Origin of the sequence: Mesorhizobium sp. C432A, assembly GCF_030323145.1 — a bacterium.
In the GTDB taxonomy this organism is placed as follows: Bacteria; Pseudomonadota; Alphaproteobacteria; order Rhizobiales; family Rhizobiaceae; genus Mesorhizobium.
Window position 1 is genome coordinate 5,890,344 of sequence record NZ_CP100470.1, and the last position, 24,032, is coordinate 5,914,375.

Genomic DNA, 24,032 nt, shown 5'->3' on the forward strand with positions numbered 1-24,032 from the left:
GATCACTCCGCCGCCTGCGCAAACCCGACAGAAGCCATTGGCCGGAACTCGTGCTTGTCCTTGCCGGAGACGCGTTCCGACCACGGGTCGACCTGGGCGAATTTCTGGCTGAAGACGAAGCGCTCGTAATAGGCCTTGCGCTTTGCACCGTCGTCCATGATCTGGCGCTTGATCTCGGGGATGCCGATGCGCTTGGCCCATTTGTAGATGCGCTCGAGATAGCGGCCCTGCTCGCGATACATCTGCGTCAGCGCCACGATATGCTCCAGCGCCTCGTCCTCGGTCTTGACCAGGCCAAGCACTTCGGTGCCCTTGATGTCGAGGCCGGCGGCGCCGGCGAAATGGATCTCGTAGCCACTGTCGACACAGATCACGCCGACATCCTTGCAGGTCGCCTCGGCGCAGTTGCGCGGACAGCCCGACACCGCCATTTTGACCTTGGCCGGGGTCCACGAGCCCCACATGAATTTCTCGATGCGAATGCCGAGGCCGGTCGAATCCTGCGTGCCGAAGCGGCACCAGTCGGAGCCGACACAGGTCTTCACCGTGCGCAGGCCCTTGGCGTAAGCATGGCCTGAGACGAAGCCGGCCTGGCCGAGATCGGCCCACACCGCCGGCAGATCCTCCTTGCGGATGCCCAGCATGTCGATGCGCTGGCCGCCGGTGACCTTGACCATCGGTATCTCGAACTTATCGACGACGTCGGCGATGGCGCGCAGTTCGGCGGCGTTGGTGACGCCGCCCCACATGCGCGGCACCACCGAATAGGTGCCGTCCTTCTGGATGTTGGCGTGGACGCGTTCGTTGATGAAGCGCGACTGATAGTCGTCGGCGTAATCGTTCGGCCAGTCGCAGACGAGGTAGTAGTTGAGCGCCGGCCGACATTTTGCGCAGCCGCAGGAGGTCGTCCATTCCAGCTCCTGCATGACGGCGGGAATGGTCTTCAGGCTCTTGGCGATGATCAGCCGGCGCACCTCGTCATGGCCGAGCGTGGTGCAGCCGCACATGGGTTGCACGGCGGCCGGGTTGTATTTGTCGCCGATGGTCAGCACCATCAGCTTCTCGACCAGCCCGGTGCACGAACCGCAGGAAGCCGATGCCTTGGTGTGGGCGCGCACGTCGTCGAGCGAAGCCAGGCCCTTGGCCGTGATCGCGCCGGTGATCTTTCCCTTGCAAACGCCGTTGCAGCCGCAGATTTCCGCATCATCCGGCAAGGCTGCAACGGCCGCCATAGGGTCCAGCGGGGCACCCCCCTGGTAGGACTGGCCGAAGATGAGCGTGTCGCGCATCTCCGATATGTCGGTCTGCTTCTTCTTGAGATCGTTGAACCAGGCCCCATCCGCCGTCTCGCCATAAAGCACGGTGCCGATGATGCGGTCGTCCTTGAGCACAAGGCGCTTGTAGACGCCGGCGGCGGCATCGCGCAGCACGATCTCCTGGCGGTCCTCGCCTTCGGCGAAGTCGCCAAGCGAGAACAGGTCGATGCCGGTGACCTTGAGCTTGGTCGGCGTGTCCATGTGGACGAAGGCCGCTGCCTCGTTGCCGGCCAACTGGTTCGCGGCAACGCGCGCCATCTCGTAGAGCGGCGCGACCAGCCCGTAGACCTGGCCGTTGACCTCGGCGCATTCGCCGAGCGCGTAGACGTCGGGGTCGTTGCTGCGCATGCCGGCATCGACGACAATACCACGATTGACGGCTATGCCGGCCTCCTTGGCCAGCGCCGCATTCGGCCGGATGCCGACCGCCATCACCACCAGCGTTGCCGGGATGATGGTGCCGTCGGCAAGCTCCACCTGCCCGACCTTGCCGTTGCCGGTGATCGCCTGGGTGTTGGCCTTGGTGATGACCTTGATGCCGCGCTGTTCCACCGCGCGCTGCAGGAGATAGCCGGCGGCTGGATCGAGCTGACGCTCCATCAATGTCGGCATGACATGCAGCACGGTGACGTCCATGCCTTGGGCGTTCAAACCTGCTGCCGCCTCCAGCCCGAGCAGGCCGCCGCCGATGACCACGGCCTTGGCGCGCGACTGGGCGGCAAGCATCATGGCCTGAACATCGTCGAGGTCGCGATAGGTCAGCACGCCCGGCAGATCGTGACCGGGCACCGGAATGATGAAAGGCACTGATCCGGTGGCGATGACGAGCTTGTCGTAAGGCTCGGTGACGCCGTGGTCGGAGGTGACGGTCTTGGCCGCCCGGTCGATGGCGACGATCTTGTGACCCTTGTAGAGGGTGATGTTGTTGGCGATGTACCAGCCGTCGCCGTGGATGATGATTTCCTCATAGGCCTTTTCGCCGGAGAGAACCGGCGACAGCATGATGCGGTCGTAGTTCACCCGCGGCTCGGCGTTGAAGATGGTCACGGTGTAGCGGCCCGGCGCCTGTTCGAGCAGATGCTCCAGCATGCGCCCAGGGGCCATGCCGTTGCCGATGATGACGAGCTTTTCGGTCATGGCGTTACTCCGCGGCTTCGACGAAGCGATGACGTTCATAGAGGAACTTCAGCACCGCTTCGCGGCAGCGCAAAAAGGTGCGGTCGGAAGAGAGTTCGACGCGGCGACGCGGCCGTGCCAGCGGCACCGCAAGCACCTCGCCGATGGTAGCCGCCGGACCGTTGGTCATCATGACGATGCGATCGGACAACAATACCGCCTCGTCGACATCGTGGGTGATCATGATCGTCGTCGAGCCGAGCCTGGAATGGATGTCCATGACCGCGTCCTGAAGATGGGCGCGCGTCAGCGCGTCGAGTGCACCGAACGGCTCGTCGAGCAACAGGATCTTCGGCTCCATGGCAAGCGCCCGGGCAATGCCGACGCGCTGCTTCATGCCGCCCGATATTTCGGCCGGCCGCTTGTCCTTGGCATGGGCCATCTGCACGAGATCAAGATTGAGCATGATCCAGTCATGCCGTTCGGTCCTGCTCTTGGAACGACCAAAGACTTTCGACACCGCCAGGCTGATGTTTTCGTAGACGGTGAGCCATGGCAGCAGGCTGTGGTTCTGGAACACCACGGCGCGCTCGGGTCCGGGGCTGTCGACCTCCTTGTTTTCAAGCAGCACGGCGCCGGCGGAAACCTTGGTCAGCCCGGCGATCAGATTGAGCAAGGTCGACTTGCCACAGCCGGAATGGCCGATGATGGAGACGAATTCGCCCTTGTCGATGGTCAGCCTGATGTCCTTGAGCACCTCGCTGACCTGACCGCCGCGGGCAAAGGATTTGTCGATATGGTCGAGCTTCAGATAGGCCGTCATCGCCCTCTCCTCACTTTGCCGTTGTGCCGCGGGTGACGAAAGCGCCGACCGCAGCGACCAGGCGGTCGAGGCAGAAACCGGTGACGCCGATATAGGCGAGCGCGACGATGATGTCGGGCAGCCGCGACGAGTTCCAGGCGTCCCAGATGAAGAAGCCGATGCCGACGCCGCCGGTCAGCATTTCGGCGGCGACAATGGCGAGCCAGGACAGGCCGATGCCGATTCTGAGGCCGGTGAAGATGTAGGGTGCGGCGGCCGGAACCATGATCTTGACGAAGAATTCGAACTGGTTGAGCCGCAAGATGCGTGAGACGTTGCGGTAGTCTTCCGGAATGTTTCGCACGCCGACGGCGGTGTTGATGATGATCGGCCAGATCGAGGTGATGAAGATAACGAACAGCGCCGACGGGCTGGAATCGCGGAAAGCAGCCAGCGACAGCGGCAACCAGGCCAGCGGCGGCACGGTGCGCAGTATCTGGAACACCGGATCGAGGCCACGCATGGCCCAGATCGACTGGCCGACCAGGGCGCCGAGCGCGACGCCGACGATCGCCGCCAGGCCGAAGCCGATGGCGACGCGCTGCAGAGAGATCAGCACCCGCCACGCAAGGCCGATATCCTGCGGGCCGTTGTTGAAGAACGGATGCGCGATCAGGTCATAGGCCTCGTTCCACACCTGGCTGGGCGGCGGTAGGCTGGCGGTCGGCGACGAGCAGGCGATCTGCCACACGACCAGCATGAAGGCGATAACGATGACCGGCGGCACCAGGGCGGTGGCCAGCCTGCCGGCGATCGCGATCGGGTCGAAGCGGCGCCGCGCTTTGGCGGTGAAAGCGATGACCGCGGCAGGCTTCGCGGGGAACGCCTTCACCGTGGTTTCCTCAATGGCTTGGATGGACATGTCTGAGTATAACTCCGGGGTCGATGCGGGCGACAAGCGGCGAAGCGCCGTTGCGCTGGGGGCGACAAACGGCGCAACGCGCCGTTTGCGCCGGTCAAGCCGATGCCTTGATCTTCAGGCTGTCGAGATAGGCCGACGGGTTGGCCGGGTCGAAAATCTTGCCGTCGAAGAATGTCTCGACGCCACGCGACGACGAGGCCGGAATATCGGCTGCGGCAACGCCGAGATCCTTCGCCGCCTCGCGCCAGATATCCTCGCGATTGACCTGATCGACCAGCGTCTTGATGTCGGTGGTCGGCGCGAATTTTCCCCAACGGATGTTTTCGGCGAGGAACCAGCTGTCGTGGCTCTTGTAGGGATAGGAGACGCCACCCTTCCAGAATTTCATGTAGAGGTCAGTGCCGGTGGCCACGCGGCCATTGCCGTAGTTGATGTCGCCCTTGAGGCGGCCGATAATGTCGGCGACAGGCACGTTCATCCATTGCCGCTTGCCGATGATGGCGGCCATCTCGTCCTTGTTCTCCGTGGCCTCACACCATTGCTGGGCCTCCATGACGGCCATCACGATCGCCTTGGTGGCGTTCGGGTATTTGTCGATGAATTCGGCGCGGAGGCCGAGCGCCTTTTCGGGATGACCCTTCCACAGTTCGCCGGTGGTGGCGGCGGTGAAACCAACGCCCTGGTGGACGAGCTGTTCGTTCCACGGTTCGCCAACGCAGAACACGTCCATGTTGCCGACTTTCATGTTGGCGACCATCTGCGGCGGCGGCACGACAATGGTCGAGACGTCCTTGTCGGGATCGATGCCGCCGGCGGCCAGCCAGTAACGGAGCCACAAATCATGGGTCCCGCCCGGGAACGTCATGGCGGCCTTGATTTCCTTGCCGGCCGCCTTCTTGGCGGCGAAGGCGTCCTTCAGCTTGGAGGCGTCGAGGCCGACACCGGTGCCGGCGTATTCCTGCGCAACCGAAATGCCCTGGCAGTCGTAGTTGAGCCGCGCCACGATAGCCATCGGCATCGGCTGGTTGTTCTGCGTCACCTTGCCGGTGTGCATGAGATAGGGCAGCGGCGTCAGGATGTGAGCGCCGTCGATGCCGTTGGCTTCGCCGCCGAGCATCAGATTGTCGCGCGTCGCGCCCCAGGAGGCCTGCTTGAGCACCTCGACGTCGGGCATGCCGAACTTGGCGAACAGCCCCTTCTCCTTGGCGATCATCAGCGGCGCCGCGTCGGTCAGCGCGATGAAGCCGAGCTTGGCGCCGGTGACCTCCGGAGCGGTCGTGGCGGCATAGGCGCCCGAGGGGAAGAGCTTGCGGGCCGCCACGAACAGGCCGGCCGTCATGGCGCTGCTGACAAGAAAATCGCGGCGCGTCACATCCTTGAGCGATGTTCCCGTCCCGATCCATTTCCCTATTTTTTCTTTCATCGTGATCTCCGGTTGAACGCGAGGGCTTCGTCGAGTGGCCAAAACAAAAAAGCCGCCGTCCAGGCCTCGCGCGTCCGTACATCCGGGATCGCGTCGTTGACCTGAGCGGCAGCTTTGCCTGTGGCGCCCGCCATTGGACGCCTGTTCCGTGACCCGCGAAGGGCCTGGCTAACTCAAAGCAGGAACCGTGCCAGTTCTGAGTGAAACTAAAAACCTAAATGAAATCAACATTACGCGACAGACGCCGGCACGCGAGGCGACATCGCAAGCAGATCAAAGATTGTTCACTACAGCAATCGCACGCACATTTTTTGTGCAATGCACAAGAATGGCGCGAGAATGATCAGGCTTCCGCGCGAGCCGCTTTCTGGCGCCCTATGTAGCCGTCGATCTCGTCGGGGTCGAAGGTCTGACCGTCGAAGAAGCCGTCCGGCCCAAGCACCAGGCCTGCCCCGGTCGCACCGACAGCCGTGGCGACCTTAAGCGCGCCCTCGACCTTCGCATTGGCGCCGGGAAGTGCAACGCCAAGCGGCTTTAGCGCCGAGCGGTAGAGGTCGGGACGGTAGCAGTCACGGGCGATAACAAGGTTTTCCGGCGTGTGCTCGACATGCCCCCAGCGCACCATCTGCGTATAGAACCACAGCGCATGGCTCTTCCACGGAAAGTTCGCCGCCTTGTCGAAGGGCAGGAAGAAGTCGTCGACATCCAGTTCGGCGCCGCCGCCCAGTTCAAGATGGCCGGTCAGGATCGGCATCTGGACAGCTGGTGGTAGGCCGAGGAAGCCAGCTTGAGCCATCACACCAGCCAGTTCGGCGCGGTTGCCCGGATCCTGGCACCAGCGCGCCGAATGATGCAGCGCGCGCAGCAATGCTGCCAGCGGGACCGGGTTCTCCTGCGACCAGGCCTTGCGCACGCCGATCACCTTCTCCGGGCTGTTGCGCCACAGCAGCGCTTTGACGGTGACGATATGGCCGGTGCCGGCGGCGACCGAGGCGCTGTTCCAGGGCTCGCCGACGCAGTAGCCGTCGATCCGCCCGGCGGCCAGCGCATCGGCCATGAAGGGCGGTGGCACGATGACGATCTCGATCTCGCGCTCCGGATCGATGCCGCACCCGGCAAGCCAGTAGCGCAGTTCGTAATTATGCCCCGAATGCGGGTGCACCACGGCAAAGCGCAGCGGATCGCCGCCAGCCCTGGCGCTCTCGCGAATGAACGCACGAAGGGCTGCGCCCGCCCGCGCGGGCTCGAGATCGGGTATGGCGCCGTGTGCCGCCATGCCTTCCCAGACGGCGTTGGAGATGGTGACGCAATTTCCGCCAAGCCCGAGCGAAAACGGCACGATGGTCTCGGAAGCAAGCGGCGTCAGCCCGAGATTGCAGGCAAGCGGCATCGGCCCCAGCATGTGCGCCAGGTGGAAATGGCCGATGGCGATGCGGTCGCGGATGTTGGCCCAGGAGGTCTCGCGGTGCAGTGTGAGATCGATGCCCTCGCGTGCGGCAAATCCAAGCTCACCCGCCGCAACCAGCACGGCACTGTCGAAGAGCGGCATGAAGCCGGCGGTGATCTGGTGCTCGGCGCTCATGCTCATTCGTCCTCCGACGGCCCGAGCAGCCCGGCGGCAGTCACCAGGCTCTGGGCAATGTCGCCGATCTTGCGGTTCTGGTTCATCGCCGTCTTGCGCAGGAGCGTGTAGGCGGCCTCTTCGGTCAGGCCGCGCGACTTCATCAGGATGCCCTTGGCACGGTCGATCACCTTGCGGCTCTCAAGCTCCCCTCGAACCTCTTCCAGCTCGCGCGCCATGCGCGAGAAAGCGTTGAAGCGGCTGACCGCCATGTCCAGGATCGGCTTGACGCGCTCTTGCCTGAGGCCGTCGACGACATAGGCCGAAACGCCGGCATCGACCGCCGCTTCGATCGATGCCTGGTCCGATCGGTCGACGAACATGGCGATCGGCCGCTTCACCGCACGCGACAGCTGGAACATGTTTTCCAGCATGTCGCGGTTCGGGTTTTCCAGGTCGATGACGATGACGTCCGGCTCGATCTCGGCGATGCGCCGCGCAATGCCGGTCACGTCGTGGATGACGGTGACCCGCTCATGGCCGGCCTCGCGCAAACCTGCCTCGATGATCGCGGCGCGGATACGGTTTTCGTCGATGACCAGGACGGCGAGTGAGCTGCGGACCATGCGTGCATTGTGGGCAAGGTCGCAAAATTGTGCAATGCGGCATGGTCACAGGCTCCCGCCGCGGAGCAACCGACGACCGACAACGACCCGGTCTAGGTGGTCGGGACAAGGAACGCAGCGCAACGCTGGCGCTGGTGATGACAGCCTTGCCGGTCGCCTGGTGCCCTACCCAACGGTCTAGGTGCGATGAGACTTGCACCGCAACATCGGCTTGTTAAAGGTGGGGGCAACGACGGACATAGCTGTCCTTGCTCGCCGATCTGACCGGAAGGTTACCGCACGATGCTGCTCATGAAACGACGATTGGGAGCCAGCAAGCTGGCGCGCCCGGCACGGCGTCTCGGAGGCCTGACGACGATGTTTGCCCTGATTGCCGGGCCGTTCGTCCTTGGGATCGCCCTCCTGCTGGCTGGCCCGGCACAGGCGCAGTCACCGGCCGCCGTCGCGCCCGACAAGGTCAAACAGCTGTTCGAGCTTCTCGACGATCCGTCGGTGAAGGCCTGGGTGGCCGAGCAACGAAATCCGGCCGCTGGATCAACGGAAGCGCCTGCTGCGGCTGGCGCTCCGCCGGCCGACGCCGTGGCCGCACCGGGCCAGATGAATACAATGGCATCCTCGACGCTTGATCGGATCAAGCATCACATCGAGAAAATCGTGCGAACCGTGCCCACACTGCCAGGCCAGTTCGCGCGCGTCCGGGCCCAGACAATGGACGATATGTCCAGCAAGGGCCCCGTCAGCATATTGGTGCTGATTGCGATCTTTATCGCTGCCGGCCTGGCGCTCACCTGGGCAATATACAAGCTCACCCGTCCATTTCGTCTTTGGATCATCGCGCAACCCAGAGATACGCCCATCGGGCGGGCCAAGAAGATCGGCGGCCGCACGCTTTATTCCAGCATGATGATCGGCTCGTTCGCGCTGGGCAGCGCCGGTGCGTTCATGCTGTTCGACTGGCCAGCGCTCATCCGCGAGATTGTGCTGACATTTCTGATGGCTGCGGTCTTTACGTGGGCTGTGCGCCTATACGTGATGGCCACACTCGTCCCTTCTTTCATGGAGGTCGAGCACGCCATCGAGGTTCGTGCCCTGCCGATCACCAACGGAGCTGCTGACCATTGGGCTTATTGGCTGCCCCGGATCGTCGGCGTTTTCGCCTTCTTCGCCGCCGCGTTTGTCCTCTTGCCGGGTCTCGGCATAGACCAGGACGGAATGATGGTCCTGTCCGTCGGCGCCGATTTCATCCTGCTGTTGCTCTTCCTGCTGGCCATTTGGCGTCGGCCAAGAACGCAGCGAGACGGCGCGCGCCACAGCGGTCACACGGCAGTGACATGGTTGTTGACGGCTTATTTCGTCGTTCTGTTCCTCGAACGCATTGCCGGCCTCTACACATTCTTCTGGTTTACCTTCACCGCATTCTTCCTGCCTTTGGCAATTGTGCTGACAGAGCGCGGGGTTAATTTCGTCCTGCGGCCCGGTTCGGAAGATGCGGGCCGGCCCACGATCCCGGCGGTGACGATCGCTGTCATCGATCGCGGTATCCGGATGATTTTCATCCTCGCGGCGGCTTACCTTCTCGCACGCGTACTGGGCCTGGACATGCAATCCATGCGCGGCAGCGATACGACCACCATGCTCATATTGCGCGGCTTGATCAACGTCGTGGTCATTGCCCTTGCTGCCGATTTCGGCTGGTCGATCATCAAAGCCTTGATCGAACGAAAGCTGGGCGTCGCGATACCGCAAGCGGTGGTGAGCGAAGAAGACATCCTCACCCTCGATCCGCATCAGGCGCGGCTGCACACGCTGTTGCCGATCATCCAGAACATTCTGCTAGCAGTGATCATCGTGATGGCGGTGCTGATGATGCTCGCTTCGATCGGCATCCAGATCGGCCCGCTGATCGCCGGCGCCGGCGTCGTCGGCGTCGCGGTGGGTTTTGGCGCGCAAACCATCGTCAAGGACGTGATCTCTGGCGTGTTTTATCTGCTCGACGATGCTTTCCGTGTCGGCGAATACATTTCATCGGGCAGCTACAGGGGTACGGTGGAGAGCTTTTCGCTGCGCTCGGTGAAGCTGCGCCACCATCGTGGTCCGCTGTTCACGATACCTTTCGGCGAACTCGGCGCCGTGCAGAACCAGAGCCGTGACTGGGTCACCGACAAATTCAACATCACCGTTGGCTATGACACCGATATCGACTTTGCTCGCAAACTGATCAAGCGAATTGGCCTGGAACTGGCGGAAGATCCGGAGTTCAAACCCTGGGTGATCGAACCGATCAAGATGCAGGGGGTGCAGGAGTTCGGCGAGTACGGCATCGTCTTGAGGGTCAAGGTCACGACCAGACCTGGAGGCGCCTTCAGCATGAAAGGCAGGTTCTTTTTGCGCCTCCGCCAGGCCTTCAAGGAGCAGGGCATCGAGCTCCCATTCCCGACCGTCCACGTCCAGGGGCTGCAAGACCCGCATGGGACAGAGAATGCGCCTTTGGAGATCACACCCGAATTACGAATGGCCGTCGCCCAGTCGCACACCAATCGGCGCAGAAAAAAAGCGAGCACAACGGAGTAGGACGCCGTGATACCGGCCGGCCGCAACACGGCTTTCCGCGCAAAACCAGGACCCACGACACCACGCTAGTCGGAATTGCCGATAGCGGTGACGCGATCGCCGCCAACCAGCACCAGCGTGGCGTTTCTGAGGCCAAGCTTGACGAAAAGAGCAGATACGCTGGCCTTTCCGCAAGGCTCAGAGCGCAATCCAGGCGGTCTTGAGGTCGACAAATTTCTCCAGCGCATGCAGCGACTTGTCACGGCCGAAACCGGACTGTTTGACGCCGCCAAGCGGCACGGTGATATCGGCTCCGCCATAGGTGTTGACGTGGACGACACCGGCGTTGATGGCGCGCACCATGCGATGGGCCGTGGAAAGATTGGCGGTCCACACCGCCGAGGCAAGTCCGTAGACAGTGGAGTTGGCGAGATGCACCGCCTCCTCCTCGGTCTCGAAGCGCATCACGCCGAGCACCGGTCCGAACACCTCCTCGCGCGCCAACTGCATCTCTTGCGTCACGTTCTCGAAGATCGTCGGCGCCATGTAGCTGCCGCCAGTCTCGGTCAGTATCCGTTCGCCACCGGCGACGAGACGGGCGCCTTCGGCTTGCGCCATGGCGACGAAGCCGAGATTCTTGTCCAGCTGTTCGGCGCTCGATACCGCACCGATATCGCTGGCGAGATCGAGCGGGTCGCCGACCTTGAGCCGCGTGGTTGCCGAGACAAGTTCGTCCATGAAAAGATCATAGACCGACGACTGGACGAGCAGACGCGAGCCCGCCACGCAGACCTGGCCTGAATTGCGAAAGATGCCGTTGGCCGAGACGACCGCCGCCTGCTTCAGGTCCGGAGCGTCGGCAAAGACGATGTTGGGCGACTTGCCGCCAAGCTCGAGGAAGACCCGCTTCAAATTGGAACGGGCGGAGTATTCGAGCAGCCGCCGGCCGACCGGCCCCGATCCGGTAAAGGCGATGGCGTCGACATCCATATGGAGGCCAAGCGCTTCGCCGGCGACAGCACCATGACCGGTAACGACGTTGAACACGCCTTCGGGAAGTCCAGCCTCGCTTGCGAGTTCGGCCAGCCGCAGCAAGGTCAGCGAGGCGATCTCCGGCGGCTTGACGACGACGCTGTTGCCGGTGGCCAGTGCGGGCGCAATCTTCCAGGCACCGATCATCAGCGGGAAGTTCCACGGCACGATGACGCCGACGACACCGAGTGGCTCCCTGTGGATCAGCCCGAGCACATTGTCGGCCGTCGGCGCGATCTCGCCATAGACCTTGTCGATCGCCTCGGCGTAGTAGCGGATGGTGCCGGCCGCCGACAGCGGCTCGGCCTTGTAGGCCATGCCGATCTCGGTGCCGTTGTCGCGCACGCCAAGCACGGCCAGCCCATCGACATGTTTTTCGATCAGCTCGGCAAATTTCGTCAGCACCTTCTTGCGAAAGGCAGGGGCGGCGCGCGACCATGAACCCTTCTCGAATGCTTTTCGCGCCGATCGGACCGCGCGATCGATGTCGGCGGCATTGCCGTCAGCGATGCTGGCAAAAGGGCGGCCGTCGATCGGCGAAATCACCGCCAGCGTCGCGCCGCTCGTCGCTGCGGCCTGTACGCCGTCGATAAACAAGCCCCGCTCGCCGATCTCCGTCTTGCGCAGCGCGTCGATGGCATTCTGGCTGATCATTGGTGGCGAACTCCCAGGGAAACATACAACGTGGTTGGCGCGCGGAATTCCCAGCCGCGAAACACCGGCACCTTGCCTGGCACCAAGCTGAGATCGGGGAAGCGCAGGAGCAGCAGCCTTAACGCAATGCACATCTGCTCGCGCGCGAAAAACCGGCCCGAACAGAAATGATGACCAAAGCCGAAGGCGGCATGATTGCCTTCCCTGCGGTTGATGTCGAAGCGGTCTGGATCGGCAAAGCGGCTCTCGTCGCGGCTTGCCGAGGAGACAAGTGCAGCGACCGCGGCGCCGGCAGGGATGGTTACGCCGCCAAGCTCGACCGCCTGCGTCGTCTGCCGCGTCTGGGTTCCGATCGGCGCCACCCAGCGCAAGCCTTCATCGACAGCCCTGGGCACAAAGGTCTCGGGATCGGCGAGCACCTGCCGCAATTGTTCGGGATGCGCAAGCAGGCCGGCGAGGATCGAACCGGCACCATGTCCGGGCTCCTGCATGCCGCCAAGCAGAATGACCTTGATGCTCGGCATCAAGAAATCGATCGGCCGCGTCGTGCCTTCCGGCATGCCGTCATGCAGCATATGCGACAGCGCCGAGCCGTCGGGGGCGCGCGCCAGTCTATCCAGAGTCGGCCGGATGGCTGCGCCGACCTCGGCGCTGATCGCGTCGGCGATCTCTTGCCGCTTCGGGTCGTTCTCGAAATTGATGGCGCCCTGCGCAAGGCCATAGAACCAGCGGCGCAGCGTCGGCATGTCGATGTCGGCAAGGCCAAGCGAGCGCGCCAGGCTGAGCGTCGACACCGGCTCGAAATAATCCGCCATCAGCTCGGCGGAGCCTTGTTCGGCGATCCGGTCGAGAAAAGGTTCGGCAATCGACCGTACGAGATCGCCGGCATAGGCGGCGACGGTGCGCGGCCGGTATTTCGGATCGACGCCTTGGCGCAGCTGTCTATGCGTTTCGCCGTCGGTGGTCAGGATGGTCGGCTTGCCGAACGAGCGTTCGACCGGAGACGTACCGACGACGGCGGAGAAGATGTCGGGTGACTTTGCGACGGTCTCGACGTCCTTCCAGCGGGTGACGAACCAGAGATTGACCGCCGGCACGAAAGCGACAGGCGCACTGCGCCGCAGTTCCGCATAGATCGGATACGGATCGGCTTCCAGCGCCTCAACGGTGATGCTCTCGGCAAAGCTCAACGCCGTTACTCCCTTGCGATGGAAAGGGGCGGCGCCGAACGCGCTACCCCCTTGTCCTTTGTCCTAGTCCTTCAGCGGCACGCCGAGATTTTCGAAGGCAACCGGATCCCGGCTCTTCAACGCACCGGCAAGCAGCAGGCCGACCACCGCGGCAATCAGCACCAGCCCCGGCAGCAACACGCCAAGGAAGCCACCGGCCCCGGACAGGCCACCGAAATTAATGACGATCAGGTAGATGATGACGACGAAAGCGATGAAGGCCAGCCCAGGCACGATGGTGGTCTTCAGCGTATTCTCCTGCGTCGACGGGTTGGCGCGGAAGTACATCACCACGGCGAGCGAGGCCACTGCCATCATGACGATGACTCCCAGCGTCGCGACATTGGTCAGCCAGGAAAACAGCGCCAGAACCGGATCGAGGCCGAGTATCGCGAACAGTCCGATGACGATCGCTGCCAACACGCTCTGGATGACGGAAGCAACATGCGGGCTCTGGTGCACTGAATGCGTCACGCCGATCGCTTCAGGCAACAGCTTCTCGCGGCCCGAGACGTAGATGTAGCGGGCAACCGCGTTGTGGAACGCCAGCACGCCGGCAAACAGGCTCGACACGAACAGGATGCCCATGGCGTGCGACAGCATGGTTCCGGCGTAGCGGTCGGACAGGCCGAACAGGAAAGTCGTCGGATCCTGAAGCGCTTGCAGTGCGGGCAACAATTTGTCGACGCCGGCGCCGACCGCCATCAGCCAGGCCGTGACCATGTAGAAGACGCCGATCAGCAACACTGAGAAATAGGTGGCGCGCGGAATGGTCACCTTGGGGTCGCGGGCTTCCTCGGCGTAGATCGTCGTCGCCTCGAAACCGATGAAGGCGGCGAAACAGAACAGGATGGCGATGGCGGGCGAGCCGCTGACGATCTGGCTCCAGCTGAACGGCGCCGCAGAGAGACCACTGTCGCCACCGGTCTTGAGGATGGCGAGGTCTAGCACCAGCACAACGATGTATTCGCACAGCACCAGCACCGTCAGGATCTTGGCCGAGAGGTCGACCTGGCGGTAGCCCAACACCGCGACGATGGCGACGGCGATGAAGCTCCACACCCACCAGGGCAGGTCGATGCCCCAGCCGGCGAACAGGCCGGCGGTTGCGGCCCCCAGCAGGCCCATGACCCCGATCTGCATGGCGTTGTAGGACAGGATCGCGATGATTGCGGTTGCGCCGCCGGCAAAACCGCCCAGCCCGCGCGCGGCATAGGCATAGAAGGCGCCGGCATTGCCGACATGGCGCGACATGGCGACGTAGCCGACCGCAAACAGCAGCAGCAACACGGTCACGATAAGATAGGTGCCGGCAAAGCCCGCCCCATTGCCCATAAGCATGCCGAGCGGCGTGCCGCCGGCGACCGCGGTGAGCGGCGCCGCCGCCGAAATCACCATGAAGGTGATAGCGCCGACGCCAAGACTGTTCTTGCGCAGCCTGTTGGCGGGCGCCTGTTCCGAAACTGCTGACATTTGTCCCTCCAGTTTTACGAACCCGTGGGTTCGCGGCCGCTCGGCCTGTTCCCTGAATTCCATCGGTTCATTATTTGAACCCTTATTTTGAATATAGACTTGCAAAGAATGCGGATGCCTGTCAAGTTAATTCACACATTAAGTTTCTATCCGAGCGGGAGGCTGGATGGGTACGGTCGGCAAGGCGATTTCACTTCTGGAGCTGTTCACGGTGGACGAACCCGAGTTCGGACTTTCCGATCTCGCGCGGCGGTGTGCGTTCGACAAGGCGACGACGCGGCGGCTGCTGGTGGCGCTTGGCGGCCATGGTTTCGTCGAGCAGGATGCCGGCACGCGGCACTATCGCCTCGGCGCCGGCCTGTCGCGGCTGGCGCGTATCCGCGAAGCCTGCTTCCCGTTCCTGCAAACGGCAATTCCCGTGGCGCAGGATTTGGCGGGTTCGACAACCGAGACGGTGCATCTGTCGGAATTCGGCGTCGACAGGCTGATCACCGTTTATGTCGAGCATTCAAGCTGGGCAAACCGGGTGAACATCGATGTCGGCCAGCTTCTGCCGCTGCATTCCACCGCCTCCGGCATCGCCTATCTCGCCTTCGCCGACAACGCGACCGTGAAAGCATGCCTGACAGGTTCGCTTGAGGCCTTCACCGATCATACCCTCGTCGAGCCGGCCGCCATTTCAAAGTCGATCGGCGAGGCGCGCGACCGCGGCTATTCGATCTGCGACCAGGGCCATGAGGACGGCGTGATCGGCGTCGCGGCTGCAATCCGCGCCGCCGATGGTCTTGCGCTGGGGACAATTGCGGTGGCAGCCCCGAAGGCCAGGACGACACCGGCTACGATCGTGGAACGAGGGCTTGCGGTTGTGACCGCGGCACGGGAGATTTCGATGCGCCTCAATGGCGAAAACCTGCAAACCCTGAGGAGGCAGGCCTGATGTCTGCAGATATGGCGACGCCCCGCATCCTGGTCATCGGCACGGGCGACACCAAGACCGACGAACTGCTGTTCATGAAAGCGTGTATCGAGGCATCCGGTGGCCGCGCCGTGATGATGGATGTCAGCGTGCTGGGCGCCCCCGCCTATAGTCCCGATCACGACAAGCATGCCGTTGCGCGGGCCGCTGGCGTGACGATGGCCGAAATCGTCTCGAGCGGCGACGAAAACACCGCCATGACATTGATGGCCGTCGGCGCCGTTCAGCTGGTGCGCCAGCTTCACCAGCGCGGCGAGATCGACGCCTTCATCGCCATCGGTGGTTCGATGGGAACCGATTTGGCGCTCGATGTCGCGCTGTGCCTGCCGCTCGGCGTGCCGAAATTCGTCGTCTCGACCATCGCCTACTCGCATCTCATTCCGCCCGAGCGCGTCGCGCCCGACCTGATGATGATCCTGTGGGCAGGCGGGCTCTACGGCCTCAACACCATCTGCAAGCTGGTCCTTTCCCAGGCCTGCGGCGCGGTGGTCGGTGCGGCGAGGATCGTGCTTGCATCCCGTGCTTCGGCCCCGGCGGTCGGACCGACCATCGGCATGACTTCGCTGGGCAGCAGTTGCCTGCGCTATATGAAGACGCTGAAGCCGGCGTTGGAGCAGCGCGGCTATGACGTCGCAGTCTTTCACACCACCGGGATGGGGGGCCGGGCCTTCGAATCGATCGCCAGCCAGGACCATTTCTGCGCGGTGTTCGACTTCAGCCTGCAGGAGATCACCAATCATCTTGCCGGTTCGGTCGTCAGCTCCGGCGCCGACCGGCTCGAGAATGCCGGCGCCCGCGGCATTCCGCAGATCGCAGCCCCTGGCGCCGTAGACATGGTCGATTTGCCGACCTGGCAGGCGCTGCCGACAAAGTTCGCGCAGCGGCCATTCCATGCTCATAACAGGTTGATCGGCTCGATCACCGTCGATGCCGCCGACCGCCGTGAAGTCGCCAGGACCATCGCCGCCAAGCTCGGTGCGTCGAAGGGGCGCTCCGCTTTCATCCTGCCCTCCGGCGGCATCCAGGAATGGGATGCGCAGGGCGAGCCGCTGTACGAACCCGAAGCCCTCGCGGCGTTCACCGATGAGATGCGCAAGGCCATTCCCGCCGGCGTCGAGTTCCACGAGATCGACGCCCACATCAACAGCGACGAGTTCGTCGGCAAGGCGCTCGAAATCTTCGACCGCTGGGTCGAGGAAGGCATCATCCCGCGCGGCATGCCGGCCAAGGGAGTGGCTGCGTGAGCGCTGTTCCTGCCCAGGCGCTCGTCCTCGATTTCGGCGGCGTCGTCACCCGGACCCTTTTCGAGACCCATGCCTTGACCGAACAGGCGCTCGGCCTCGCGCCGGGAACGCTGCAATGGCACGGGCCGTTCGACCCGGATTCAGATCCGCTGTGGCGCTCCATGCAGGCCAACGACATCAGCGAGCGCGATTATTGGCGCACCCGCACCAGCGAAGTCGGCCGGCTCGTCGGCGAGGACTGGGAGGCAATGGAGACATTCGTCCAGCGCGCACGCGGAGCCGAGCCGGAAAAGATCGTGCGGCCCGAAGCCGTCCGCGCCATCCGGACCGTGCATGCGGCGGGATTTCGCCTGGCGATCCTGTCCAACGAGCTAGATCTGTTCTATGGCGCCGGCTTCCGTCAGCGGCTGCCGCTGCTCGAGCTGTTCGACACCATCGTCGACGCCACCTATACCCGCATCCTCAAGCCCGATCCGCGCGCCTATGCCTTGGTGACCGAGGCGCTTGGCCTGCCTGCCCGCGCCTGTGTGTTCGTTGACGACCAGCAGCGCAATGTCGATGGCGGCCGTGCCGTCGGCATGCGCACCGTTCATTTCGACGTCGCGCGGCCGGCACTTTCCTATGCCGAGGCCCTCGGCCATTTCGACCTCATCTCCTGAGACATTTGCGGAGCCTTGCGATGCGCGACATCAATTTCCTCACCGAGAAAAACGCCAAGCCGATCTGGCATCCGATGGCACACCCGGCCGAGATGCGGGCCAACCCGCCAAAGGTGATCATGAAAGGCGAAGGCGTGATGGTCACCGACATCGACGGCAACACCGTGCTCGATGCGGTTGGCGGACTGTGGAACGTCAATCTCGGCTACTCCTGCGACCCGATCAAGAAGGCCATCGCCGACCAGCTCAGCGCCCTGCCCTACTATTCCGGGTTTCGCGGCACGTCGACCGGCCCGTCGATCGAGCTCGCTTACGAACTCAGCGAATGGTTCGAACCGGAAGGCATGGTGCGGACCTTCTTCACCTCGGGCGGCTCGGATTCGGTCGAAACCGCACTGCGGCTCGCCCGCCAATACTGGAAGATCCGCGGCCAGGGCGACCGGACAAAATTCCTCGCGCTGAAGAAGGGCTATCACGGCACCCATTTCGGTGGCGCGTCAGTCAACGGCAACGCCAATTTCCGCCGCAACTATGAGCCGCTTATGCCCGGCGTCTTCCACATTCCCGCACCCTGGACCTTCCGCAATCCGTTCGATGAGACCGATCCGGCGCGGCTGGCCAAACTGTGCGCCAAAGCGCTGGAGGATGAGATCGCCTTCCAGGGCGGCGACACCATTGCCGCCTTCATCATGGAGCCGGTTCTCGGCGCCGGCGGCGTCATCGTTCCGCATGACAGCTTCATGCCGCTGGTCCGCGAGATATGCGACCGCCACGAAATCCTGCTGATCGCCGACGAGGTGGTCACGGGGTTCGGTCGCACCGGCGCCTGGTCGGGTTCGCGGCTATCCGGCGTGAAGCCGGATTTCATGACCATCGCCAAGGCGATCACCTCGGGCTATTTCCCGCTCGGCGCCACCTTGATCGGCGCCAAGGTCGCCGACGTCTTCGAGGCCGACAAGACCAGCTTCGGGGCGATCGGTCATGGCTATACCTATTCCGGCCATCCTGTCGGCTGCGCGGCAGGGCTGGCTGCACTTGCCGAGACCAAGCGGCTTCGCCTGGACGAGAACGCAGCCGCGCGCGGCATCGAGCTCGCGGCGACGCTGGAGGGGCTAAAAGCCAAGCACGCGATCGTCGGCGACATCAGGTACAAGGGCCTGATGGCTGCGCTAGAGCTGGTCTCCGATCGCACGACGAAAAAGCCGGTGGACAAGAAGACCATGGCCGTGGTTTCGGAAGCCACTTATGACGCCGGCGTCATGCTGCGCGTGTCCGGCAACAACATCATCCTGTCGCCGCCGCTGATCATCGGCGCCGCCGACGTGGCAAAGATCGGCGAGGCCATCGATGCAGGTCTGTCGAGGGCCTGATAGACCCGCTGACGCAATGGAGTTTGGTACGCAATGACCCAATCTGAGAAGAACCCGAGCGAGGAAGCGCTCGTCAAGCGGCGTGCCCGCCTGCTCGGCGCGAAATCGCAATTGTTCTACGACGAGCCCGTGCACCTGGTGCGCGGCGAAGGCGTCTGGCTCTACGATGCCGACGGCCGCAAGTATCTCGATGCCTACAACAACGTCGCCCATGTCGGCCATTGCCACCCGCATGTGGTCGAGGCCTTGTGCCGTCAGGCAAGCCTGCTCAACACCCACACACGCTATCTGCACACCGCAATTCTCGACTATGTCGAGCGGCTGACGGCGACCTTCAATGCAAGCCTCGCCACCGCAATCCTGACCTGCACCGGCAGCGAGGCCAACGACATCGCGCTGCGCATGGCGCAGGCCGCCTCCGGCAATATGGGCATCATCGCCACCGACGCCACCTATCATGGCAACACGACGGCGGTTTCGCAGCTGAGCACGCGCATGCCTCCGATCCGCGGCCGCGCCCCCCATGTCAGGCTGGTGCCGGCCCCCGACAGCTATCGCCATCCCGATGCGATGGCCAATGGCAAGGCCTTTGGCGACGCCGTGCGTCAAGCGATCGCCTCGCTGGCACAGGATGGCATTGGCCTGTCTGGCATCATCTTGTGTCCGCTGCTCGCCAATGAAGGTTTCCCGGCTCTGCCCACCGGATTTTTCGACGACGCCTTGGGGGCCGTGCGCGAAGCCGGTGGTCTGGTCATCGCCGACGAAGTGCAGCCCGGCTTCGGCCGCACCGGCAGCCATTTCTGGGGCCATCAGCGCGCCGGCTTCGTCCCCGACATCGTCACCATGGGCAAGCCGATGGGCAATGGCCATCCGATCGCGGCCGTGGTCACCACCAAGGAGATACTGGCGACCTTCCGCGACGCTTTCCGCTACTTCAACACCTTTGGCGGCAACCCGGTCTCCTGCGCAGTCGCCAATGCCGTCCTCGACGTCATCGAACAGGAAAACCTTGTCGCCAACGCGCAAGACGTCGGCGCCTATGCGCTTGGCCTGCTGCGCCCGCTGGCCGATCGGCATGAGTGCATCGGCGAGGTCAGGGGGGCCGGACTGTTCTTCGGCGCCGAGCTGGTCCACGACCGCGACACGCGCGAACCGGCGCCCGACATTGCCGAGCAGGTCGCCAATCGCATGCGCCATCGCGGCGTGCTGATGGGCAAGACCGGCATCCACGGCAATGTGCTCAAGATCCGCCCGCCCATGCCGTTCTCGCGCGACAATGCCGAGTTCCTGATCGGCCTGCTGGACGAGGTGCTGGGCCAAGTCGGCGGAGTGCCGGCGTGAATTCTGTTTCCACCCAATCCCAGCCCGAAACGGCAGCCGATGTCACGGAGCTCGCCAGGCGTGCGCTCGAACATTGGGGCGTCCGCAACTCTGAGCCGGAACTTCTGAAGCACCGCGAGAACGCCGTCTTCCGCGTGCGGCTGCCGGATGGCCAGCCGGCAGCCATGCGCATCCACCGGCTCGGCTACCACACGGACGCCGCGCTGCGTTCGGAACTGCAATGGATGGGCTTCCTGCAATCCGCCGGCGTCGCCACGCCGTCTTGCGTCGCAACACAGGCCGGCGATCCGTTCGTGCTTGTCAGAACGGCCACCTCGGCGCAGCCCCGGCAGGCCGATTGCCTGAGCTGGCTGGAGGGCCGCGCCGTGGGCGCACGCGGCGTGCCACTGGCCTACACGGCCGACCAGTCGATCCAGATCTTCACGGCGATCGGGCGGACCATCGCCCATATGCACAATGTCACTGCCTCGTGGACGCCGCCCGCGGGCTTCGTCCGCCATGCCTGGGACTTCGACGGCTTCTTCGGTGCGAACCCGGTCTGGGGCCGGTTCGAGACCTCGCCCCTTCTCGATGGTCCTCGCCGCGCGCTGGTCTTGCAGGCGCGCGACAAGGCAGTGAAGGCGCTGTCGGAACATGAGCGCAGCGCGCGCAATTTCGGCATCATCCACGCCGATCTGGTGCGCGAAAATGTGCTCATCCATGACAGCGCGGTGCGCATCATCGATTTCGACGATTGCGGCCATGGCTGGCACATGTACGACCTTGCCGTCGCCCTCTATCAGAACCGCGAGGAGGCGATCTACCCGCTGATCGAAACCGCTTTGCTTGACGGCTACCAGCAAGAGCGTGCGCTGATCCCGCAGGACATCGCCGCATTGCCTCTATTCGCCGCGTTGCGTGCCTTCGCCTTTCTTGGCTGGGTGCAAAGCCGCGTCGAAGGCGACATCACCAGGGATGTCGGCTTGCGGATGTCGACCATCGCAGCCGATGTGGTGATTGACTACCTGCGCGGCGAACAGCCCAACTGACGAGCCGATGAGAGCCGTCAGCTCTTGGCGAAATGGATGCTGACCGTTCCCGAGCTGCCGAAGTCGGCGACGATGGTATCGCCGGGCCGCGCCTCGACCGGGCGCACAAACGATCCGGACAGCACCACCTCGCCGGCCGCGATGGACATGCCGTAGCGGGCGAGCCTGTCCGCCAGCCAGGCAATGCCCATCGCCGGATGGTTGAGCACGCCGGCGCCAAGCCCGGTCTCCTCGACCTCCGCATTGCGCGAGACGATGGCGCCGATCCAGCGCATATCGGCTTCATCGGGTCGTTGCGGCCGACCGCCGATGACAATGCCGGCATTGGCGGCGTTGTCGGAAATCGTATCGAAGAAAGTGCGCGCCTTCTTTGTCTCGGCATTGACGCGTTCGATGCGCGTGTCGAGGATTTCGAGCGCCGGCGTGATATAATCGGTGGCGTTGAGCACGTCGAAGATGGTCACGCCTGGGCCCCTCAGCGGCGCCTTCATGACGAAGGCTATCTCGGCCTCGACGCGCGGCTGGATGAAGCGGCCGACGGGTATCGTCGCGCCGTCGTTGAAGAACATGTCGTCGAACAGCACGCCCGAATCCGGCGTGTCGATGGCGAGCGCATATTGCATCGCCTTCGATGTCAGGCCGATCTTCCAGCCCTTCGGGGTCAGCCCGGCATCGGTCTTGCGTTTCACCAGCGCTGCCTGGACGCGATAGGCATCCTCCATCGTCGCGTCGGGAAAATCGAGGCTGAGCAGACGGATCTGGCGGCGCGAACGCTCGGCTTCGAACAGCCTTGCCGCGGCATCTTCAACTTGCTCGGGGGTCACGATGCTGCCTCGTCGACGACCCCGTTGCGGAGCACGCCGATGCCGTCGGCTTCGACTTCGATCACGTCGCCCGGCTTCAGCCAGATCGGCGGGTCGAAGCGGGCGCCGGCGCCGGTCGGCGTACCGGTGACGATGATATCGCCTGGCACCAGCGTGGTGAAGGTGGAGACATAGGCGATGATCTTGCGGAACGAGAAGATCATCCGGCTGGTGCGGTCCTGCTGGCGCAATTCGCCATTGACGCGGGTGGTCAGCGCGATGTCGGCAATCTGCGCCTCGTCGGTGAACGGCACCAGCCACGGACCGAGCGAGCCGGTGCGGTCGAAATTCTTGCCCTGCGTGACGTTGAACTTGGCGTGCCGTACCCAATCGCGAATGGTGCCTTCGTTGCACAGGGATAGTGCCGCGATATGGTCAAGCGCATCCCTCTCGGCGATGCGTCGTCCACCCTTGCCGATGACGATGACGATCTCGCCCTCATAGTCCAGCTGCGGCGATTCCGGCGGCCGCACCAGCGGCGCGTCGTGGCCGACGAAGGAGCGGGGGAAGCGGATGAACAGCGACGGGTTGGAAGGCGCGGCCTGGCCGTCCTTGTACTCTTCGTTGCGGTCCGGGTAGTTGACGCCGACGCAGATGATCTTTTCCGGCGACGGCAGAGGGATTTCATAAGCGATGGCGCCGACTGGAAAATCGACGGCGTAGGCTTCGGCCTCTTCCGCCAGCCGCCGTAGCACGCCGGCCTCGATCACTTCGCGCAGCGTCGGCCACTGGCTGTGCCGCGCCGACAGGTCGACGACGCCCTTATCTGTGACCACGCCATAGCGCGTCTTGCCGCCGACGGTGAAGGTGGCGAGCCGCCCAGGTGCAGTCATCCCGGTCTCCGTCAGGTTCGCGTCTGTGGTCACGGTGCGATGATCGGCGACGCCGTCAAATCCGGTTGGCGTGCGGCCGCGCCGGCAAAGGTGCTGCCCTCCTCGAACCAGCTTTTCGGCGCCGGCGCGCCCCACAGCGTCTGGCGCTGCGGGTCCTTGAGGTCCCACTTGATCGGCTCCAGATCCGGATCGACCGTCTGGTAGTCCGAGCAGTAGATCTCGATGCGGTGATTGTCCGGGTCTCTGACATAGAGGAAGAAGGCGTTGGAAATGCCATGCCGGCCGGGGCCGCGCTCGATATTTGCGAGGTAACCCGTCGTCGCCATCAGATCGAGCAGGTCGATGATGTTGAGCGGTGTCGGCACCCAGAAGGCGACGTGATGCAGGCGCGGACCCACACCGTTGGTGAAGGCGATGTCGTGGACGCCGCCCTTGCGGTGCGTCCAGGCCGCCCACAGCTTTCCGCTACTGGCATCCTCGGTGTATTCGGTGACGCGGAAGCCAAGCTCGTTGTAGAAGGCGACGGACTCGTCGACATTGGGCGAGAAGCAGTTGAAGTGGTCGATGCGCAGCGGCTTCACGCCCTTGTAGAGCGCATATTTCTGATGAATCGGCGGCAGCCTTTCCATTTGGGCAAAGAACTCGAGCGGAATGCCGTGCGGGTCGCGGGTGCGGAAGGTGCGCGACTGGTACGGTCGCTCGACCCACTCGACCGGCAGGCCTTTTGCCTTGAAGAAGTGCTCGGCCTTGTCGAGATCCTCATCCGAGAAAACCTTGAAGCCGAGATCGCGTGCTTCGGCGCTGCCGGCCCTCTTCAGCACGATGCAGTGGTGTCCGCGCTCTTCCAGGGCCCTTAGATAGATGGCGTCCGATGTCTCGTCGGTAACCTGCAGGCCGAGCGTGTCGACATAGAAGGCGCGGGATTTCGCAAGGTCGGTGGCCGCCAGTTCGACATGGCTGAGGCGCACGATGTTGAAGGCGGGATAGAGGTTTGGTTTGGGCAGTGGCATGCGA

General features: G+C 63.7%; 19 protein-coding genes. 7 read left to right on the top strand and 12 right to left on the bottom strand.

Annotated features, from left to right (window positions below):
- Window positions 1-2: 2 nt before the first annotated feature.
- The 6 genes from nirB to NLY33_RS28920 form a co-directional block, all read right to left on the bottom strand.
- A complete protein-coding gene (gene nirB, locus NLY33_RS28895; RefSeq protein ID WP_023708118.1) occupies window positions 3-2,453 on the bottom strand; it encodes a nitrite reductase large subunit NirB in 2,451 nt (816 codons plus the stop codon).
- A gap of 4 nt (window positions 2,454-2,457) precedes the next feature.
- Complete coding sequence (locus NLY33_RS28900) at window positions 2,458-3,255, bottom strand: ABC transporter ATP-binding protein (RefSeq protein WP_023704741.1); 798 nt, start codon at window positions 3,253-3,255, stop codon at window positions 2,458-2,460.
- A gap of 10 nt (window positions 3,256-3,265) precedes the next feature.
- Window positions 3,266-4,156 carry a nitrate ABC transporter permease gene (gene ntrB, locus NLY33_RS28905; RefSeq protein WP_023682697.1) on the bottom strand — a complete coding sequence of 297 codons (891 nt, stop codon included), beginning with the start codon at window positions 4,154-4,156 and terminating at the stop codon, window positions 3,266-3,268.
- Window positions 4,157-4,250: 94 nt separating this feature from the next.
- Window positions 4,251-5,579, bottom strand: coding sequence for a CmpA/NrtA family ABC transporter substrate-binding protein (locus NLY33_RS28910; protein WP_023704740.1), 1,329 nt, complete (start codon window positions 5,577-5,579; stop codon window positions 4,251-4,253).
- A gap of 343 nt (window positions 5,580-5,922) precedes the next feature.
- A complete protein-coding gene (locus tag NLY33_RS28915; protein ID WP_031196218.1) occupies window positions 5,923-7,161 on the bottom strand; it encodes a CmpA/NrtA family ABC transporter substrate-binding protein in 1,239 nt (412 codons plus the stop codon).
- Between the two features lie 2 nt (window positions 7,162-7,163).
- Window positions 7,164-7,766, bottom strand: a complete 603-nt coding sequence (locus NLY33_RS28920; RefSeq protein ID WP_023667842.1) for an ANTAR domain-containing response regulator — start codon at window positions 7,764-7,766, stop codon at window positions 7,164-7,166.
- Window positions 7,767-8,048: 282 nt separating this feature from the next.
- Here NLY33_RS28920 and NLY33_RS28925 point away from each other — a divergent pair, with 282 nt between their 5' ends.
- Complete coding sequence (locus tag NLY33_RS28925) at window positions 8,049-10,337, top strand: mechanosensitive ion channel family protein (RefSeq protein ID WP_023708117.1); 2,289 nt, start codon at window positions 8,049-8,051, stop codon at window positions 10,335-10,337.
- A 177-nt stretch (window positions 10,338-10,514) separates the two neighbouring features.
- On the opposite strand, the gene NLY33_RS28930 is transcribed toward NLY33_RS28925, so the two are convergent.
- The 3 genes from NLY33_RS28930 to NLY33_RS28940 form a co-directional block, all read right to left on the bottom strand.
- Window positions 10,515-12,002, bottom strand: coding sequence for an aldehyde dehydrogenase (locus NLY33_RS28930; protein WP_023704735.1), 1,488 nt, complete (start codon window positions 12,000-12,002; stop codon window positions 10,515-10,517).
- Window positions 11,999-13,192: a cytochrome P450 gene (locus tag NLY33_RS28935; protein ID WP_023704734.1), complete on the bottom strand. Its 1,194-nt coding sequence runs from the start codon at window positions 13,190-13,192 to the stop codon at window positions 11,999-12,001. The genes NLY33_RS28930 and NLY33_RS28935 overlap by 4 nt, the downstream gene beginning before the upstream one ends.
- Window positions 13,193-13,255: 63 nt before the next feature.
- The gene (locus tag NLY33_RS28940; protein WP_023704733.1) at window positions 13,256-14,704 is read right to left on the bottom strand and encodes an APC family permease; all 1,449 of its coding nucleotides are present in this window, start codon (window positions 14,702-14,704) and stop codon (window positions 13,256-13,258) included.
- A gap of 166 nt (window positions 14,705-14,870) precedes the next feature.
- On the opposite strand from NLY33_RS28940, the gene NLY33_RS28945 reads away from it, so the two are divergent.
- The 6 genes from NLY33_RS28945 to NLY33_RS28970 are packed head-to-tail and all read left to right on the top strand — an operon-like array spanning window position 14,871 to window position 21,322.
- Window positions 14,871-15,641 carry an IclR family transcriptional regulator gene (locus NLY33_RS28945; RefSeq protein ID WP_023704732.1) on the top strand — a complete coding sequence of 257 codons (771 nt, stop codon included), beginning with the start codon at window positions 14,871-14,873 and terminating at the stop codon, window positions 15,639-15,641.
- A complete protein-coding gene (locus NLY33_RS28950) occupies window positions 15,641-16,924 on the top strand; it encodes a Tm-1-like ATP-binding domain-containing protein (protein WP_023686943.1) in 1,284 nt (427 codons plus the stop codon). Before NLY33_RS28945 ends, NLY33_RS28950 begins: the two co-directional genes overlap by 1 nt.
- Entirely contained in the window at window positions 16,921-17,583 is a 663-nt protein-coding gene (locus NLY33_RS28955; protein ID WP_023704730.1) for an HAD family hydrolase, read from the top strand. Before NLY33_RS28950 ends, NLY33_RS28955 begins: the two co-directional genes overlap by 4 nt.
- Before the next feature lie 20 nt (window positions 17,584-17,603).
- On the top strand, window positions 17,604-18,953 hold the full coding sequence (locus tag NLY33_RS28960) for an aminotransferase class III-fold pyridoxal phosphate-dependent enzyme (RefSeq protein ID WP_023708115.1): 1,350 nt from the start codon (window positions 17,604-17,606) through the stop codon (window positions 18,951-18,953).
- Window positions 18,954-18,986: 33 nt separating this feature from the next.
- Window positions 18,987-20,294: an aminotransferase class III-fold pyridoxal phosphate-dependent enzyme gene (locus tag NLY33_RS28965; RefSeq protein ID WP_023704728.1), complete on the top strand. Its 1,308-nt coding sequence runs from the start codon at window positions 18,987-18,989 to the stop codon at window positions 20,292-20,294.
- Window positions 20,291-21,322, top strand: a complete 1,032-nt coding sequence (locus tag NLY33_RS28970; protein ID WP_023704727.1) for a phosphotransferase enzyme family protein — start codon at window positions 20,291-20,293, stop codon at window positions 21,320-21,322. Before NLY33_RS28965 ends, NLY33_RS28970 begins: the two co-directional genes overlap by 4 nt.
- 17 nt (window positions 21,323-21,339) lie before the next feature.
- Here the strand turns inward: NLY33_RS28970 and hpaH are convergent, their stop codons facing one another.
- Genes hpaH through hpaD form a run of 3 tightly spaced genes read right to left on the bottom strand, consistent with a single transcriptional unit; the run spans window position 21,340 to window position 24,028 of the window.
- Entirely contained in the window at window positions 21,340-22,149 is an 810-nt protein-coding gene (gene hpaH, locus NLY33_RS28975) for a 2-oxo-hept-4-ene-1,7-dioate hydratase (RefSeq protein ID WP_023710038.1), read from the bottom strand.
- On the bottom strand, window positions 22,143-23,018 hold the full coding sequence (locus NLY33_RS28980; RefSeq protein WP_023704726.1) for a fumarylacetoacetate hydrolase family protein: 876 nt from the start codon (window positions 23,016-23,018) through the stop codon (window positions 22,143-22,145). The genes hpaH and NLY33_RS28980 overlap by 7 nt, the downstream gene beginning before the upstream one ends.
- 29 nt (window positions 23,019-23,047) lie before the next feature.
- Window positions 23,048-24,028, bottom strand: a complete 981-nt coding sequence (gene hpaD / locus NLY33_RS28985; RefSeq protein WP_023704725.1) for a 3,4-dihydroxyphenylacetate 2,3-dioxygenase — start codon at window positions 24,026-24,028, stop codon at window positions 23,048-23,050.
- Between the last annotated feature and the right edge of the window lie 4 nt (window positions 24,029-24,032).